The sequence below is a fragment of the Aquabacter sediminis genome, assembly GCF_028863665.1.
GTDB lineage: Bacteria > Pseudomonadota > Alphaproteobacteria > Rhizobiales > Xanthobacteraceae > L1I39.
Window position 1 is genome coordinate 213286 of record NZ_JARBFX010000005.1, and the last position, 15302, is coordinate 228587.

The 15302-nt window shown below is 68.7% G+C and carries 10 protein-coding genes; 6 read left to right on the plus strand and 4 right to left on the minus strand.

Going from position 1 to position 15302, the window contains the following annotated elements:
* Positions 1 to 35: 35 nt before the first annotated feature.
* The 3 genes from PV781_RS11955 to PV781_RS11965 are packed head-to-tail and all read left to right on the plus strand — an operon-like array spanning position 36 to position 2180.
* Positions 36 to 1022, plus strand: coding sequence for a hypothetical protein (locus PV781_RS11955; RefSeq protein WP_274775857.1), 987 nt, complete (start codon positions 36 to 38; stop codon positions 1020 to 1022).
* Entirely contained in the window at positions 1015 to 1665 is a 651-nt protein-coding gene (locus PV781_RS11960) for a chromate transporter (RefSeq protein WP_274775858.1), read from the plus strand. The genes PV781_RS11955 and PV781_RS11960 overlap by 8 nt, the downstream gene beginning before the upstream one ends.
* Entirely contained in the window at positions 1662 to 2180 is a 519-nt protein-coding gene (locus PV781_RS11965; protein ID WP_274775859.1) for a chromate transporter, read from the plus strand. Before PV781_RS11960 ends, PV781_RS11965 begins: the two co-directional genes overlap by 4 nt.
* Positions 2181 to 2254: 74 nt before the next feature.
* Here the strand turns inward: PV781_RS11965 and PV781_RS11970 are convergent, their stop codons facing one another.
* The 3 genes from PV781_RS11970 to PV781_RS11980 form a co-directional block, all read right to left on the minus strand.
* Entirely contained in the window at positions 2255 to 4648 is a 2394-nt protein-coding gene (locus PV781_RS11970) for a carbohydrate-binding family V/XII (RefSeq protein ID WP_274775860.1), read from the minus strand.
* A gap of 197 nt (positions 4649 to 4845) precedes the next feature.
* Positions 4846 to 8616 (minus strand): hypothetical protein, encoded by a 3771-nt coding sequence (locus PV781_RS11975; protein ID WP_274775861.1) that lies wholly within the window; start codon positions 8614 to 8616, stop codon positions 4846 to 4848.
* Between the two features lie 143 nt (positions 8617 to 8759).
* Positions 8760 to 10268, minus strand: a complete 1509-nt coding sequence (locus PV781_RS11980) for a catalase (protein WP_274775862.1) — start codon at positions 10266 to 10268, stop codon at positions 8760 to 8762.
* Positions 10269 to 10391: 123 nt separating this feature from the next.
* Here PV781_RS11980 and PV781_RS11985 point away from each other — a divergent pair, with 123 nt between their 5' ends.
* The 3 genes from PV781_RS11985 (at position 10392) to purN (ending at position 13159) form a co-directional block, all read left to right on the plus strand.
* Positions 10392 to 11330 carry a hydrogen peroxide-inducible genes activator gene (locus PV781_RS11985; protein WP_274775863.1) on the plus strand — a complete coding sequence of 313 codons (939 nt, stop codon included), beginning with the start codon at positions 10392 to 10394 and terminating at the stop codon, positions 11328 to 11330.
* Positions 11331 to 11428: 98 nt separating this feature from the next.
* Positions 11429 to 12496, plus strand: a complete 1068-nt coding sequence (purM, locus tag PV781_RS11990) for a phosphoribosylformylglycinamidine cyclo-ligase (protein WP_274775864.1) — start codon at positions 11429 to 11431, stop codon at positions 12494 to 12496.
* 12 nt (positions 12497 to 12508) lie between these two features.
* Positions 12509 to 13159 carry a phosphoribosylglycinamide formyltransferase gene (gene purN, locus PV781_RS11995; RefSeq protein ID WP_274775865.1) on the plus strand — a complete coding sequence of 217 codons (651 nt, stop codon included), beginning with the start codon at positions 12509 to 12511 and terminating at the stop codon, positions 13157 to 13159.
* Positions 13160 to 13174: 15 nt separating this feature from the next.
* On the opposite strand, the gene PV781_RS12000 is transcribed toward purN, so the two are convergent.
* Complete coding sequence (locus PV781_RS12000; RefSeq protein WP_274775866.1) at positions 13175 to 15301, minus strand: molybdopterin-containing oxidoreductase family protein; 2127 nt, start codon at positions 15299 to 15301, stop codon at positions 13175 to 13177.
* Position 15302: the final 1 nt, after the last annotated feature.

Here is a 15302-nt window from a genome sequence, read left to right on the forward strand (position 1 = left end):
GCCGAGCGGGGCCCGGACGGGGACGGGGAGGCACGATGAAGGACGATAAGCACGGCAAGGGCCAGAAGAAGAAAAAGCACGCCGGAGAGGCCGAGGCGCAGCTCGCGACCCCGGCCGAGTTCCAGCCGCTGGATGCGGAGGAGAAGGAGACGGCCTTCTATTCCGACGGCCATCCTCTCGATGATGTCCACTATATCGAGGCGAAGATCATCCTTCAGGGCCTGCGCTTCACATCGGTGCAGAGCTTCTTCGATTTCGCCAAGATCGTTGCCAAGGTGGCCAAGCGGTATGGCGTGGACTTCGACCCCATGGCGGGGCGCGGCATCCGGCCCCAGATCCGCGAAGTCCTGTTCCTGGATACCCAGGACTTCAAGCTCTACAACAACAACTTCATCCTGCGCCGGCGCATCGTCTATGAAGACGGCTTCCCCGTCGGCGAACCGGAGATCGTCTTCAAGTTCCGGCATCCCGACCGCGACACGGCCGCTGCCCTTGATGTGCGGCCCCAGATTCCGGGCAGCTACCGCATCAAGTTCAAGGAGGAGCTTCTCCCCCTGAAAGGCCACATCGGCGGGGTGCGCTCGCTCTACTCCCACAATGTGGAATTCCCCTTCCGCCCCCGCGGCGTCGCCGACCCCTCCGCCGCGTCGACGCTGGTCAAGGTGTTCCCGCCGCTCGGCAGCGTGCTGACCAGCGGGCGCAAGCATGTCTCCCTCGTCAACCGCACGGCGGTGGAGGAGGTGCTCCAGCAGCTCGGCAATCTGGATTTCGGCAAGGGCATGCTGGCGCCCTGCAATGTCTCGGTCTGGCGCACCCGTGGCGACCAGCACCAGCTCGTGGGCGAGTTTTCCTACCAGGTGCGCTTCCTCCGCCGCGAGGAGCTGAGCACCAGGGCACTGGAGCGCAGCCACGAATTCTTCTGCGCCCTGCAGACGGAGGCGCAGGACTGGGTCTCGCTGGGCACCACCAAGACGGGGGCTGTCTACCGGCTGAAGGGCAATCCGCCCCAAAGCCATGAGTGACACCCCGGCCTCCCCTCAAGGCGCCCCAGCGCCGGGCGCCCCTCCTTCGGGGGGCGTCCCCGATGCCGCTGTCGTGGCGCCCGGCTCGGTGTCGCTGCTCGACATCTTCGTGGGCTTCTTCGTCATCGGCGCCACCAGCTTCGGCGGCGGCGTGGTGGCCTATCTGCGCACCGGTCTCGTCAACCGGCGCCGGTGGATCGACGACGTCACTTTCGTCGAGCTTTTGTCCATCTGCCAGACCTTGCCGGGCCTCAATGCCTCCAACATGGCCATCCTGGTGGGGGACCGGCTGCGCGGCACCGCTGGAGCGGCCGTGGCCCTGATGGCCATCTGCCTGCCGGGCGGATTGATGATGATGGCGGCGGCCGCTGCCTATGCGGCCTCCCAGGGCCATAGCGGCAATGTGGTGGGCGCGATCCTGCATGGCGCCTCGGCCGCGGCAGTGGGGCTGGTGCTGTCCGTCACCTTCCAGCTCGGGCGCAAGACGCTGGGGCGCTTCATGGATTTCATCTTCGTGGCGCTGACCGTCATCGGCGTGAACGTGCTGCACCAGTCGGTGCTGCTGGTGCTGTTCGTGGTGGGGGCCATGGCCATCGTGTGGTACCGGCCCGCCGCCAAGCCGTTGGGGGAGGGGACGAAATGAACCAGATCCCCATGCTGATCGGTGTCTTCGCCTACCTGTCCCTGCTGACGGTGGGCGGCGGAATGGCCGCCTTCCCCGAGATGAAGACGCTTGTGGTGGACCACGAGAAGTGGATGACCTTCCCGCAGCTCATCCATCTTTATTCCATCGGCCAGATGGCGCCTGGCCCCAACATGATGATGATCGCCGGCATCGGCCAATGGGTGGCCGGGCCCATCGGGGCACTGGTGGTGGTTCTGGCCTTCTTCCTGCCGACCGGTCTCTTCACCTTGTGGGTGGGGCGCATGTGGACGCGGCTGGAGCACTGGCCCTGGCGCAATTCCATCCAGCGGGGCCTCGCGCCCGTGTCCATCGGCCTCCTGCTGGCGGGCGCCATCTCCATCTCCAAGGGCGCCATCACCGGATGGGCCAGCGCCGGCATCATGGTGACGGTGTTCGTGGTGTTGGTGAGTTCGAAGGTGAACCCCATCCTGCTGATCGCAGCGGGGGCTCTGGCCGGCTATTTCGCTTTCTGAGCCTTTGGGGCCAGCTCAAATGCAAACGGGCGCCGCGCGGCGCCCGTTCGTGTGTCGAAACCGATGGGAAGCGCTCAGCGCCGGAACCCGCCGCCGCCGAAGCGATCACCGCCAAAGCCGCCGCCGCCGAAGCCGCCTCCGCCGAAGCGGTCGCCGCCATAATTGCCCCAGCTGCGGGCCTGGTTCTCGCGGTTGAACTGGCTCATGTCGGCGTTGCGGTCCACCGACTGCCAGCCGTTTCCGGTATTGCGGCTCCAGCCATCATTGGAGTGCTGGTACACGTTGCCGTTGCGGTCGGTGTAGACGTTGCCGTTGTTCCAGGCGACGGAATTGCCCGTCTTGGTGTTGGTTGCAACGCCCTTGCTGTCCACGTCCACCTGGCCATTCTCGCGGCTGACGCTGGTGGACGAGGCATGCCCCGTTCCCGTGGTGGGATTGTAGCCGGCTGACGAGCGGTTGGCGTCGTAATTGCCGGTATAGGCATTGCCCGTCACGCTCGCGCTCGAGGTGCCCCGGGCCCCGGTATAGGGATTGTACCGGGTGTTGTCGCGGGCGGCGCCATAATTGCCCGTATAGGGATTGAAGGCGGCGGCGGAACGGCCGGCGAAGTCCGTGCCGCGAGCGGTGGTGCCGTCCCAGGCGCGGGTGGACCAGTTGGTGCCGTTCCAGGTGGTGCCCCAGGCATGGTTCACCGTGGCATTGGCGCCCCAGCGGCCATAGATGTTGGTCTGGTTGACGTTCACATAGCCCCAGTGGCCGCCATAGGGGCCGGCGCCCCAATAGGGACCCCAATAGGGACCGACCGCTGCGCCCCAGGCCCAGCCGGCCGCGAAGCCGAAGCCGAAGCCGGCTGCCGCGCCGAGCGCGAAGCCCGCGCCATAGCCATAGGTGGTCGGGCAGCCATACCACCAGGTGGCCCCCACATAGCCGTTGCAGGCATAGCCGGAGCCATAGACCACGGTGCCGCCGGGGGCGACCATGACGCCCATATAGCCGGGGGTGTAGCCCACCACGACCACTTCGGGCTGCACGGAATAGACCCGCACATAGGTCACATAGTGCACCGGCGAGTTCACCGGGATGGTGTAGATCACCGCCGGCACGGTGGTGGCCACCCGCCAGGGACCGGTGGGCGCGCCGGCCATGAACCAGACGCCGTTGGACACCATGTAGTAGGCGGTGGGCGAGACCTGGATCACCGGCAGGGGCGTGTTGACCGCATATTTCAGCGGCGTGCCTTCCACCGGCACGAACTGGGGCGCACCCTGGTAGGAGACGGTTGCGGTGGCCGACTTCTTCACCGTGGAGGTCTGCGGGATGGTGGCCGCGATGGCCGCCTCCTTGGCCTCGGGCGTGCCAGCGACCGACACCAGGACGTTCGCCTTGGCGTCGTGGGGCGAGATGTTCTTGAAGTCCGCCGGCAGGGCGTCCGGGGGCACGAAGGCCCACGGCCCTTGGAGGCCGCGGCCCTTGAACCAGCGGCCCGAGATCAGCACGTAATAGTCGTTATTGGACGGATCCATGAACACGGCATGGTCCGCATTGCTCATGGTCAGCAACTGGGTGCCCTGCACCGGCAGCAATTGAGGCTGGCCGTTGGTCTGGATCAGCTCCGTCGGCACCGTGGAGACCATGATGGCCGGCGGCGGGCTGATGGGCTTGCCGTCCTGGCCGAGCAGCGGATCGGGATTGCCGGTCTTGGCCGCGGCCTTGGCCGCCGCCTGGAGCGCCGAGGAGGGCTTGGGCGTCACCACCCAGGTGCCGTCGAGCGCCGTGGTCTCATACCACACGCCCGCCGCCTGGAGATGATAGAGGCCGCCCTGGTCGCGCAGCATGAGCGGGCGGGTGTTCATCACCCGCTGGAAGCCCTGTGCTCCCTCGACGGGACGCAGGACCGGCTCGCCGGCAATAGGGACAAGGATGGTCAGCGTATCCGTGAACAGGATGCGCGGGGGGGTGTTGTCCACCGGCTGGGTCTGCAGCTTGGCGATCTGCTGGTTCACCGCATAGCTCGCCTGGAGCTGGCTCAGGGGGGTGGTCAGGCCCTCCTTGGGCAGGCGCTCCTGGATCGCCTGGCGCACCGCCGCAGCCTTGTCGGGGGCGGTGGGCACCTCAACCTTGGTGATGCTGATGGTGTCGAAATGGACGAGCCCGGCCGCCTTGTCGATGGTGGCGCTGGCGGAGAATTCCACCATGCCGTAGGTGGGCGATCCGTTCTTCGGCCCGAGCGCAATGGCCGAGCGCCCGGTGATCGTGTTGCCATCCAGGCTGTCGATCTGGGGCTGGTAGATTTCGAGGCGATTGTCGCCCACGTCGAAATCCCGCGGCCAGGCGACCCCGGGCTTACCGATCGGAGCGTTCTGCGACGGTGCCGGCTGCTGCTGGGCATAGGCCACCGGCGGCAGGACCAGACCTGTCATGGTGAGCGCCAGGACGACGCTCCGGCTCACGGCTGAAGCCGAACCCATTCTTCATCTCCCTCAAAGCAACCCGCGCGGGTGAAGCTTTAGCACTCCCGCCGCGACGATGCCCTATCACTATTTGGCCGCGCCGCAGCGGAACCGCTTCGCAGCAGGCGCCATGATGGCCGGCGGCCGGATTTGAGGCGATCACGTTTTCTGGCGCGCCACCGGCTTGATGGTGTCCCCTGTGGGGGCACGCGGGGTCAGCGGCGATCATGTCCTCCGCCGCCATGATGATCCCCGCCCTTGTGGTGGGAGGAGTGATCGCGATGATCTCCCCCGCGGTGATCCCCGTGATCGCGATCACCGTGGTCCGCCGAATGGTCCCGGTTATCCCGATCCCGATCGTCCCGGTCCCGGTCACTTCGGTCCCTATCGCTTCGGTCCCGGTCGCTGCGATCCCGGTCGGCACGGTCTTTGTCGTCCCGGCCCGTATCGGCGCGGTCATGGCCGTCCTCGTCCCGCCGCCCGTCTGTGGCAGAGCGATCCTCCTGACGGCCGGTATCGTCCCGGGTCTTGTCTCGATCCGGGCTGGCGGCGGCATCCGTCGGACGATCATCGGAGCGGTTGCTGCGGGCAGCGTCATCCGACGTGCTGGTGCCTTCGCGGGGCGTCGGGCGCGCCGGCGTTCCGCTCTCCTTGCTTCCGGTGGAGGTCTGGGGACCCAGGTCACCGGGTGTGTTGCCGCGGGAGGGGTCCGATTTCTGCTCGGCTGGCCCCAGCCCTTGCGAGGCCTCGGACTTGCTGGAGCTTTCGCCCTTGTTCGGCTCGGCCGGCCCCGGTCCCTGGTGGGTGTCGGGCTGGCCGGACGTGCCGCCCTGCGGCGCGCGTGCGGGCCCCGGTCCTTGCGGTGTCGCGGGCCGCCCCTGGCTTCCGCCCTTGTTCGGCTCGGCCGGCCCCGGTCCCTGGTGGGTGTCGGGCTGGCCGGACGTGCCGCCCTGCGGGGCGCGTGCGGGTCCCGGCCCTTGGGGTGTCGAGGACTGACCTTGGCTTCCGCCCTTGTTCGGCTCGGCCGGCCCCGGCCCCTGGTGGGTGTCGGGCTGACCGGACGTGCCGCCCTGCGGGGCGCGTGCGGGTCCCGGCCCTTGGGGTGTCGCGGGCCGGCCCTGGCTTCCGCCCTGCTCGGGTCGTGCCGGCCCTGGTCCCTGGTGGGTGTCGGGCTGGCCGGACGTGCCGCCCTGCGGGGGGCGTGCGGGTCCAGGTCCTTGCGGTGTCGCGGGCCGCCCCTGGTTTCCGCCCTGTTCGGGTCGTGCTGGCCCTGGTCCCTGGTGGGTGTCTGGCTGGCCGGACGTGCCACCCTGCGGGGGACGCGCGGGCCCCGGTCCTTGCGGTGTCGCTGGCCGGCCCTGGCTTCCGCCCTGCTCGGGTCGTGCTGGCCCTGGTCCCTGATGGGTATCGGGCTGGCCGGACGTGCCGCCCTGCGGCGCGCGTGCGGGCCCCGGTCCTTGCGGTGTCGCTGGCCGGCCCTGGTTTCCGCCCTGTTCGGGTCGCGCCGGTCCTGGTCCCTGATGGGTATCGGGCTGGCCGGACGTGCCGCCCTGCGGAGCGCGTGCGGGTCCCGGCCCTTGCGGTGTCGCTGGCCGGCCCTGGTTTCCGCCCTGTTCGGGTCGTGCCGGCCCTGGTCCCTGATGGGTATCGGGCTGGCCGGACGTGCCGCCCTGCGGGGCGCGTGCGGGCCCCGGTCCTTGCGGCGTAGCTGGCCGGCCCTGGCTTCCGCCCTGCTCGGGCCGTGCCGGCCCTGGTCCCTGATGGGTATCGGGCTGCCCGGACGTGCCGCCCTGCGGGGGCCGCGCGGGCCCCGGTCCTTGCGGCGTAGCTGGCCGGCCCTGGCTTCCGCCCTGCTCGGGCCGTGCCGGTCCTGGTCCCTGATTGGGATTGGGCCTGCCATTCGGGCCGACGGAGCCTCGGTTTCCATCGGGGCCTTGGTGTCCAGGGCCGCTGCGATCGGGATTTGACGGGCTGCCCGGGCTGGGCCGGTCTGGCCCGTTATTGTTGATGGTGGTGTGGTTGTTGTTGATGGTGGTGTTGTTGATGGTGGTCGAGTTCACGTGAACGTTCACGTTCTCGGACATGTACCGACCACCATAGGCGCTGAATCCGCCGAAGCCGAAGCCGAAACCGGCGCCACCGAAGCCTATTCCCACCCCGCCCCAGGCACCATGGGACCAGGCCGAGACGCCGATGCCGACGCCGCCCCAGCCGCCGCCAACCGCGATGCCCTCGCCCCAGCGGCCATAGATGTTGGCGGCCCCCACATCGGCAAAGCCCCACCCCCGGCCATAGGGAGTGGCGCCTGCATAGGGTCCCCATGCCGGCGCCGGTCCGGCGCCCCAAGACCAGCCGGGGGAAAAGCCGTAGCCGAAGCCACGCGGGCCGAGAGCAAAGCCCGCACCGACGCCATAGGTGACGGGTGGCGCGATCCAGCGTGCGCCCGCATAGCCGGGCGTGGCATAGCCGGAGCCGTAGACGAGGGTGCCGCCCGGCCCGGGCAGCACGCCCATATAGGTCGGCGTATAGCCCGTCAGGACGCTGCCGCCGCCGGTGCCGTAGACCCTCACGCCGGTGACATAATGGACCGGGGAAGCGGCCGGGATGGCATAGATGGCGTCGGGCACGCGGGTGGCGACCCGCCACGGCCCCTCAGGTGCCCCGGCCATGAACCACACGCCGTTGGAGACCGTGTAGAGCGCGTCGGGCGCGACCCGGATGACCGGGCTCGCGGTATTCTGCGCATAGGCCAGCTCCGTGCCGGCAATGGGCAGGAAGTGCGGCGCGCCCTCATAGCTCACGGTCGTGGACGCGGTCAGCGGCACCGTCGCCGTCTGCGGCAAGGTGGCGGCGATGGCGGCATTTCGCGCTTGCGGGGTGCCTGCCACCGAGATCAGTACGTTTGCCTTGGGGTCGGTGGGCGAGATGCGGGCGAAATCCGCGGGAAGAGCGTCAGGCGGCACGTAGGCCCAGGGGCCGCGCTCGGAGGGAGCCGTGAACCAGCGGCCGGAGATCAGCACATAGAGTGCGCCGGTGTCGGGGGCGCTGAAGACCGCGTGGTCCGCATTGTCCCAGGTGGTCAGCCGCGTGCCGGAGACCGGCCCGGTCTTTGGCGGTCCGTCCGTCTGGATCAGCTCGGTCGGGTCGGTCGCCACCAGGATGGCCGGCGGTGAGGCGGGCGGCTGGCCCGATGCCGGCAGGAGCGGATCGGCGGGCTGCTGCGCCTGCGCCGAACGGGCGGCGGAAACGACGTCAGGCGGCACCTCGGCCGTGGGAATCCAGGGGCCCGTGAGGGCGGTCGCCTCGTACCAGGAGCCGCCAGCCTGGAGGTGAAGGACCTGGTCCACATCCTTCAGCAAAAGCGGCTGGGTGTTGATGGCGCGCTGAAAACCCGCGGTGTCCGGGACAGTGCTCCAGTCCGGGGCCCCCGCCAGCGGCACCAGGATGGTCGGGCTCTGCGCGAAGACGATGGTGGGTGGCATCGTGCTGACTTCTGGCGGCGGGGCGCTGGCGCGAGCAAGGTCTGCCGCCACCAGGGACGCCGGGAGCCGGACCCCGCGTTCGCGCAGGTTCCGGTCCACCGCGCGCCGCACGGATTCGGCCTGGTCCGGGGCCAGCGGAATGTCGACGGAGGCAATGCGGATGCGCGACAGAGTCACCGTGCCGCTCGCGTCATCCCTGCGGGCGTGGGCGGAGAAGGTGGCGCGTCCGTAGAGGGGCGCCCCCGACGTCGGCCCAAGGGCAAAGGCCATGGTGCCGGAAACCCGGTCGTCCTTGGACGCGTCGATGCTCGGGGGATAGAGCTGGAGCGTATTCGCCCCCACCTTCATGCTGCGCGGCCAGGCCGGCTTGGTCGTCTTGGCTGTTGTCTTGGCTGTCGTCGCGGCCTGCACCGCGGGCGGCGCGCTGCCTTGTGCGTATGCACCGAGGGGGTATCCCGTGGCGGCGAGCAGGATGACGGCTTTGAGCACAGGGCGATGGAACATGGCTTCCTCCGCAGAGGAGGGCGTTATAAGCACCAAGGCCAAGGTTCAGATAGATAATATTTTGTAATAAAACGTCTTTCCCGGCTTGATGCGAAACGGGCGCGCCGTGGCGCGCCCGTTCCTTCATCGTGTGCGGCGATGGTTCACTCGGCGGCCTGGGTGCCTTGCGGCATCTTCTGCTGCTGGGCGGTCTCGGAGGCCTTGGCCCGGGTCATCTCGGCCAAAGCGGCGCGCACCCCCGCGCCATATTCGGGATGGACCTTCTCGAAATGGCCGAGCTGGCGCTCGATGATGAAGTCCGGAACTCCGAACATGGCTTCCGCCAGGTTCTGGAACAGGCGCTGGCGCTGGCCGGCATCGAACAGCTCGAACAAAGCGCGGGGCTGGGAATAATCGTCATTGCCCACGCGGTGGCTGTAGCGCTCCGCGTCGCCGGAGATCTTGAGCGGGGGCTCCAGGTAAGCGGGGTTCTCAGCGGCGCCGTTGAACGAGTTGGGCTCGTAATAGGCGTCCGTATTGCCCGTCATCTGCGGGAAGAACCGCATGGCACCGTCCTTGTGGTAATGGTGGACGGGGCAGCGGGCGGCGTTCACCGGCAGGTGCTCGTAATGGGTGCCGAGGCGATAGCGGTGGGCGTCCGCATAGGAGAAGATGCGGCCCTGGAGCATCTTGTCCGGCGAGAAACCGATCCCGGGGATGATGTTGGAGGGCGAGAAGGCGAGCTGCTCGATCTCGTTGAAGTAGTTTTCCGGGTTCCGGTTCAGCTCCAGGATGCCCACGTCGATCGGCGGATACTCGCCGTGCGGCCACACCTTGGTGAGGTCGAACGGATTGTAGGAGGTCTTCTCCGCATCCGTCTCCGGCATGATCTGGACCTGCATCTTCCACTTGGGGAAGTCGCCCTTCTCGATGGAGGAGAACAGGTCTTCCTGGGTGGATTCGCGGGTGCGGCCCACCACCTCGGCGGCTTCCGCATTGGTCCAGTGGCGATGGCCCTGCAGGGTCTTGAAGTGGAACTTCACCCAGAAGCGCTCACCCTCCGCATTGATGAAGGAGAAGGTGTGCGAGCCGTAGCCGTTCATGTGCCGCACGTCGGTGGGCAGGCCCCGGTCGGAGAACAGGATGGTCACCTGGTGCAGGCTCTCGGGCGAGAGCGACCAGAAATCCCACATGGCGGTGGGGGAGCGCAGGTTGGTCTTGGGGTGGCGCTTCTGCGTGTGGATGAAGTCGGGGAACTTGTAGGGATCACGCACGAAGAAGACGGGGGTGTTGTTGCCAACCAGATCCCAATTGCCTTCCTCGGTGTAGAATTTCAGCGCAAAGCCGCGCACGTCGCGCTCGGCATCCGCCGCGCCCAGCTCACCGGCGACGGTGGAGAAGCGCAGGATCATGTCGGTCTTCTTGCCCACCTGCGAGAACAGCTTCGCCTTGGTGTAGCGGGAAATGTCGTTGGTGATGGTGAGGGTGCCATGGGCGCCCCAGCCCTTGGCGTGCACCACGCGCTCGGGGATGCGCTCGCGGTTCTGGTGCGCGAGCTTTTCCACCAGCTGGTAGTCCTGCAGCAGAACCGGGCCGCGGGCACCCGCGGTCAAGGAATTCTGGTTGTCGCCGACAGGTGCGCCGGCCGTGGTGGTCAAAGTCGGCTTGGTCATTGGACGTCCCCTTTCTCGCCACCCGGCGGGCGGCAGAGTTCCGTTTCGGGGGGCACTGTGGCCCCGGACGGGCATCAGCACAAATCAGTTTACATGCGTTCTACGATAAGATTTATTTATCGCATGCTCTCCACCCGTCAGCTCCGCTATTTCGAGACCCTCGCGCGGCACCTGCATTTCGGCCGCGCCGCCGAGGAATGCGCCGTCACCCAGCCCGCCTTGTCCATGCAGATCCGGGAGATGGAGGCCTATCTGGGGGTCGAGCTTGTGGAGCGCGGCCGCACAGGCGTGCGCCTGACGGCGGCGGGAGAGGAGGCGGCCGAACGGGCCCGCGGGGTGCTGGCTTCACTGGCCGATCTGGAGCGCTCGGTCCGCGCGCGTGGGCGCCTCCTGGAAGGCCGGCTGCGGCTGGGCGTTATCCCCTCGGTGGCGCCCTATCTGCTGCCGCGCCTCCTGCCCGAGGTGGGGCGCCTCTATCCGGGCCTGGAGCTGGCGCTGCGAGAGACGCAGACGGAGCAATTGCTGGCGGAATTGTCCACCGGCAGCCTCGACCTCGTGATCCTGTCCCTGCCGGTGGAGGATCCGGCCCTCGCGAGCCTTGCTTTGTTCGACGATGCCTTTCTCCTCGCCGTGCCCGAGGCCGGGGCGCGACCCTTGAGTGGCCTGGCCTCCCCCGACCAGCTTCCCCCTGAGGACCTGCTCCTGCTGGAGGACGGCCACTGCTTCCGCGACCAGGCGCTGCAGGTGTGCGGCACCATGGACCAGCGGCGCCTGCGCCGGTTCGGCGCCACCAGCCTGTCCACCCTGGTGCAATTGGTGGCCAACCAGCAGGGCGTGACCCTTCTGCCGGAAATGTATGTGACCAGCGAGGGCGGCCATGTGCCCCGGGTCCATCTTCTGCGCTTTCCCGATCCCCAGCCTTACCGCACCATCGGCCTCGTCTGGCGCCGGACTTTGCCCTTCACCGGTGATGTGGAGGCGTTCGCGCGGCTGGTGGAGAGCTGTCGGCCCGGCCTTTCGCCACCGGCGCGGCGCGTCGAGGGCACGCCCCAGGTGCTCTGAAAGGCATGAGAAAGGGCAGGCGGCGCGGTGCGAAACCCTGCCATGCCTTGCCTCCGGTGCGGTTCGCGGCTAATCCCCGCTGACAGTGCGAGGATGACATGGCTCAGGACGGTCTCAACTATCGTGACGCGGGCGTCGACATCGATGCCGGCAACCGGCTCGTGGATCTCATCAAGCCGCTTGTGAAGGCGACCGCCCGTCCGGGCGCGGACGCGGACATCGGCGGCTTCGGCGGGGTGTTCGACCTGCGCCGCGCCGGCTTCACCGATCCCCTGCTCATTGCCACCACAGACGGCGTTGGCACCAAGCTGAAGATCGCCATCGAGACCGGCTGCCACGACACCATCGGTATCGACCTGGTGGCTATGTGCGTCAACGACCTGGTGGTGCAGGGCGCCGAGCCCCTGATGTTCCTGGACTATTTCGCCACCGGCCGGCTCTCCCCGGAAGTGGGCGCGCAGATCGTGGCGGGCGTCGCCCGCGCCTGCCGGGAATCGGGCTGCGCCCTCATCGGCGGCGAGACGGCGGAAATGCCGGGCATGTATCGCGATGGCGACTATGACCTGGCGGGCTTCGCCGTTGGTGCGGTGGAGCGCAACGCGCTCCTGCCCCGTCCCGACGTGGCGCCGGGCGACGTGATCCTCGGCCTCGGCTCGGACGGCGTCCATTCCAACGGCTATTCCCTGGTGCGGCGCATCGCCGAGCGCTCGGGCCTGGCCTGGAGCGATCCGGCGCCCTTCGCGCCCGGCCAGACGCTCGGCGCGGCGCTGCTCACCCCCACGCGACTTTATGTGAAGAGCGTGCTGCATGTGGTGCGCGGCACAGGCGCGGTGAAGGCGCTGGCCCACATCACCGGCGGCGGCATCACCGAGAACCTCCCCCGCGTGCTGCCCAAGCGCACCATCGCCCGCATCGACCTGTCCAAGCTGGAACTGCCGCCGGTGTTCAAGTGGCTGGCGGCCACCGGCGGCGTCGACCCCATGGAGATGCTGCGCGCCTTCAATTGCGGGATCGGCATGGCCGTGGTGGTGCCCCAGGCGGCGGTGGCGCGCGTGTCCAGCGCGTTCACGGCGGCGGGCGAAACGGTGTTCGAGCTCGGCACCATCGTGTCCGGCGAGGGCGATGCCCGCGTGGTCTATGAGGGGGAACTGGGCCTTCAGGCCTGATCCGGAGACAAGATGCAGAAGAAGCGCACAGCCATCCTCATTTCCGGGCGTGGCTCCAACATGGCCGCGCTGCTGAAGGCGGCGCAGGCGCCGGACTATCCAGCCGAGATCAGCCTCGTTGTGTCCAACCGCGCCGATGCGGCCGGTCTTGAGGTGGCGGCGGCGGCGGGCATCAACACCATGGTGCTCAGCCACAAGGACTTCAAGGATCGCATCGCCTTCGATGCGGCGCTCGACGCCCATCTGCGCATCGAGGGCATCGAGATCATCTGCCTCGCCGGCTTCATGCGCCTGCTCACCCCCTGGCTGGTGCAGCGTTGGCGGGACCGCATGATCAACGTGCATCCCTCCCTGCTGCCGAGCTTCAAGGGCCTCGACACCCACGAGCGGGCACTGGCGGCGGGCGTGCGCTTCCATGGCTGCACGGTGCATCTGGTGCGGGCCGAGATGGACGAGGGCCCGATCGTGCTCCAGGCGGTGGTGCCGGTGCAGCCGGGCGACACGCCCGACAGCCTCGCCGCGCGCGTCCTGGAGCAGGAGCACGTCATCTATCCCGCCGGCCTCGCCCTGCTGGCCAGCGGCCGCCTGAGTGTGGAGGACGAGCGGGTCGTCCTCGCCGGCGTCACGGCGCCCCGCCAGGTGCTGATTTCTCCCGAAGTCTGACCGCGTCCCGGCGGGTCACGCCGGGATCGCCTGCGCCTCGATCTTGCGCAGGCGCACGCGATTGTCGTGGAAGGCGGCGCCGCCCACCGGCGCCACCGGATCCGCGCCGGTCAGCGTGTTGATGCCCCGCCCGCCCGCATGGGCGCCATTGGGGTGGATCTGCTCGGCCACCACAACGCCCCGGCGCAGGCCGTCGAACAGGCGCGCCTCCAGTTCCACGCTGCCGCGCGGATTGGACACCTCCACCCGGTCGCCCTGGGACAGTCCGAGCGCGGCGGCATCCTCGGGATGAATGAGCAGGCTGGGCCCGCCCTCCCGCTTCACGGAGGTGGGGGTCTGGTTGAAGGTGGTGTTGAGAAAATTGCGCGCCGGCGCTGTGACCAAACGGAAGGGATGTTCCGGGGTCGCATCCTCGATCACCGCCCAATGGTCCGGCAGTTCGGGCATCTGGTCATGGGGGCCGAAGCGGCCGGGGGCAGGGAAGGGGACCTTGGCCCAGTCCGGCTTCAGGTGGAAGCGCCCGTCCCGATGGCCGAAGCCCTTGAGGTAATGGGCGGTCTCGAAATCCGGCTGCACGTCGATGAAGCGCGCCGCCTCCAGCCCATCGAGATCGCCGCGCCCGGATTCCCGCAAGGTCCAGTCGATGATCTCGCGCGGCGTCATGGCAAAGCCGGGGTGCTCGGCGCCGAGACGGTCGGCCAGAGCCGCGATGACATCGTGGTTGGAGCGGCATTCGCCCGGCGGCTCCACGAGCTTGGGGCCGAGCAGCAGGTGCTGGTGGCCGCCGCTCTGGTAGAGATCGTCGTGCTCGGTGAACATGGTGGCGGGCAGCACGATGTCCGCCTGTCGGGCGGTCTCGGTGAGGAAATGCTCGTGCACCGCCACGAACAGGTCGTCGCGGGCAAAGCCGCGCTTCACCCGCTCCTGCTCGGGGGCAACGCTCATGGGATTGGTGTTCTGGATCAGCAGCGCCTTCACCGGCGGGCCGCCGGACAGCACCTCCGGGTCGCCCTCCAGGATGGCGCCGATGCGGGATTGGTCGAGCTGCCGCACGGCGGGGTCGAGCCGGTCGAGGCCCTCGATCAGCGTCTTCTTCAGGCGATAAATGCCGGTGTTCGAATGGAAGGCGCCGCCGCCCTCATGCTGCCACGCCCCGCTCACCACGGGGATGGAGGCGATGGCGTGCATGTTCACCGCCCCGTTGCGGCTGCGGGAGAGGCCATAGCCGATGCGGAAATAGGCGCGGGGCGTCGTCCCCACCAGGGCGGCGAAGGCCTCGATCTCCTCCACCGAAAGGCCGGTGATGGCGGAGGCCCAGGCCGGGTCGCGGGGCTTCAGGTGCGCTTCCAGCGCCTGCGCGTCCCGGGCATAGCGCGCGAGATAGGCGCGGTCGGCGTGCCCGTCGCGGAACAGGATGTGCATGACCGCGCACGCCAGGGCCCCGTCCGTGCCGGGACGCAGCAGAAGGGGGATGTCCGCCTGCTCCATGGTGGCGGTGCGATAGACATCCACCACGGCCACCTTGGCGCCGCGCTCCTTGCGGGCGCGCACGGCGTGGGTCATCACATTCACCTGGGTCGCCACCGCATTGGTGCCCCAGATCACCACCAGGTCGGACCGGCCGATCTCCCGCGGGTCGGCGCCCGCGAGCCGGCCGGTGCCGGCCATGTAGCCGCTCCAGGCCGGGTTCACGCAGATGCTGGAGAAGAAGCGGGAATAGCCCTTGGCGTGGGTGAGGCGGTTGATGCCGTCGCGCATCACCAGGCCCATGGTGCCCGCATAGAAATAGGGCCACACGGACTGGGCGCCGAACGCCCGCTCCGCGGCCAGGAGACCCTCTGCCACACGGTCGAGCGCTTCGTCCCAGGAGATGGGGGTGAACTGGCCGGACCCCTTCGGCCCGGTGCGGCGCAGCGGGGTGAGCAGGCGGTCGGGATGATGGGCGCGCTCCGCATAGCGGGCGACTTTCGCGCAGATGACCCCCGCCGTGTAGGTGTTGTCGGCGGCCCCGCGCACGCGGCCGATGCGGCCATCCTCCAGAACCTCCACCTCAAGGGCGCAGGTGGAGGGGCAATCGTGGGGGCAGACGGAGGGGCGGAGGGCGCGGCCGGAGACCGCGCCGGGGGGAACGTGGGACGTCATG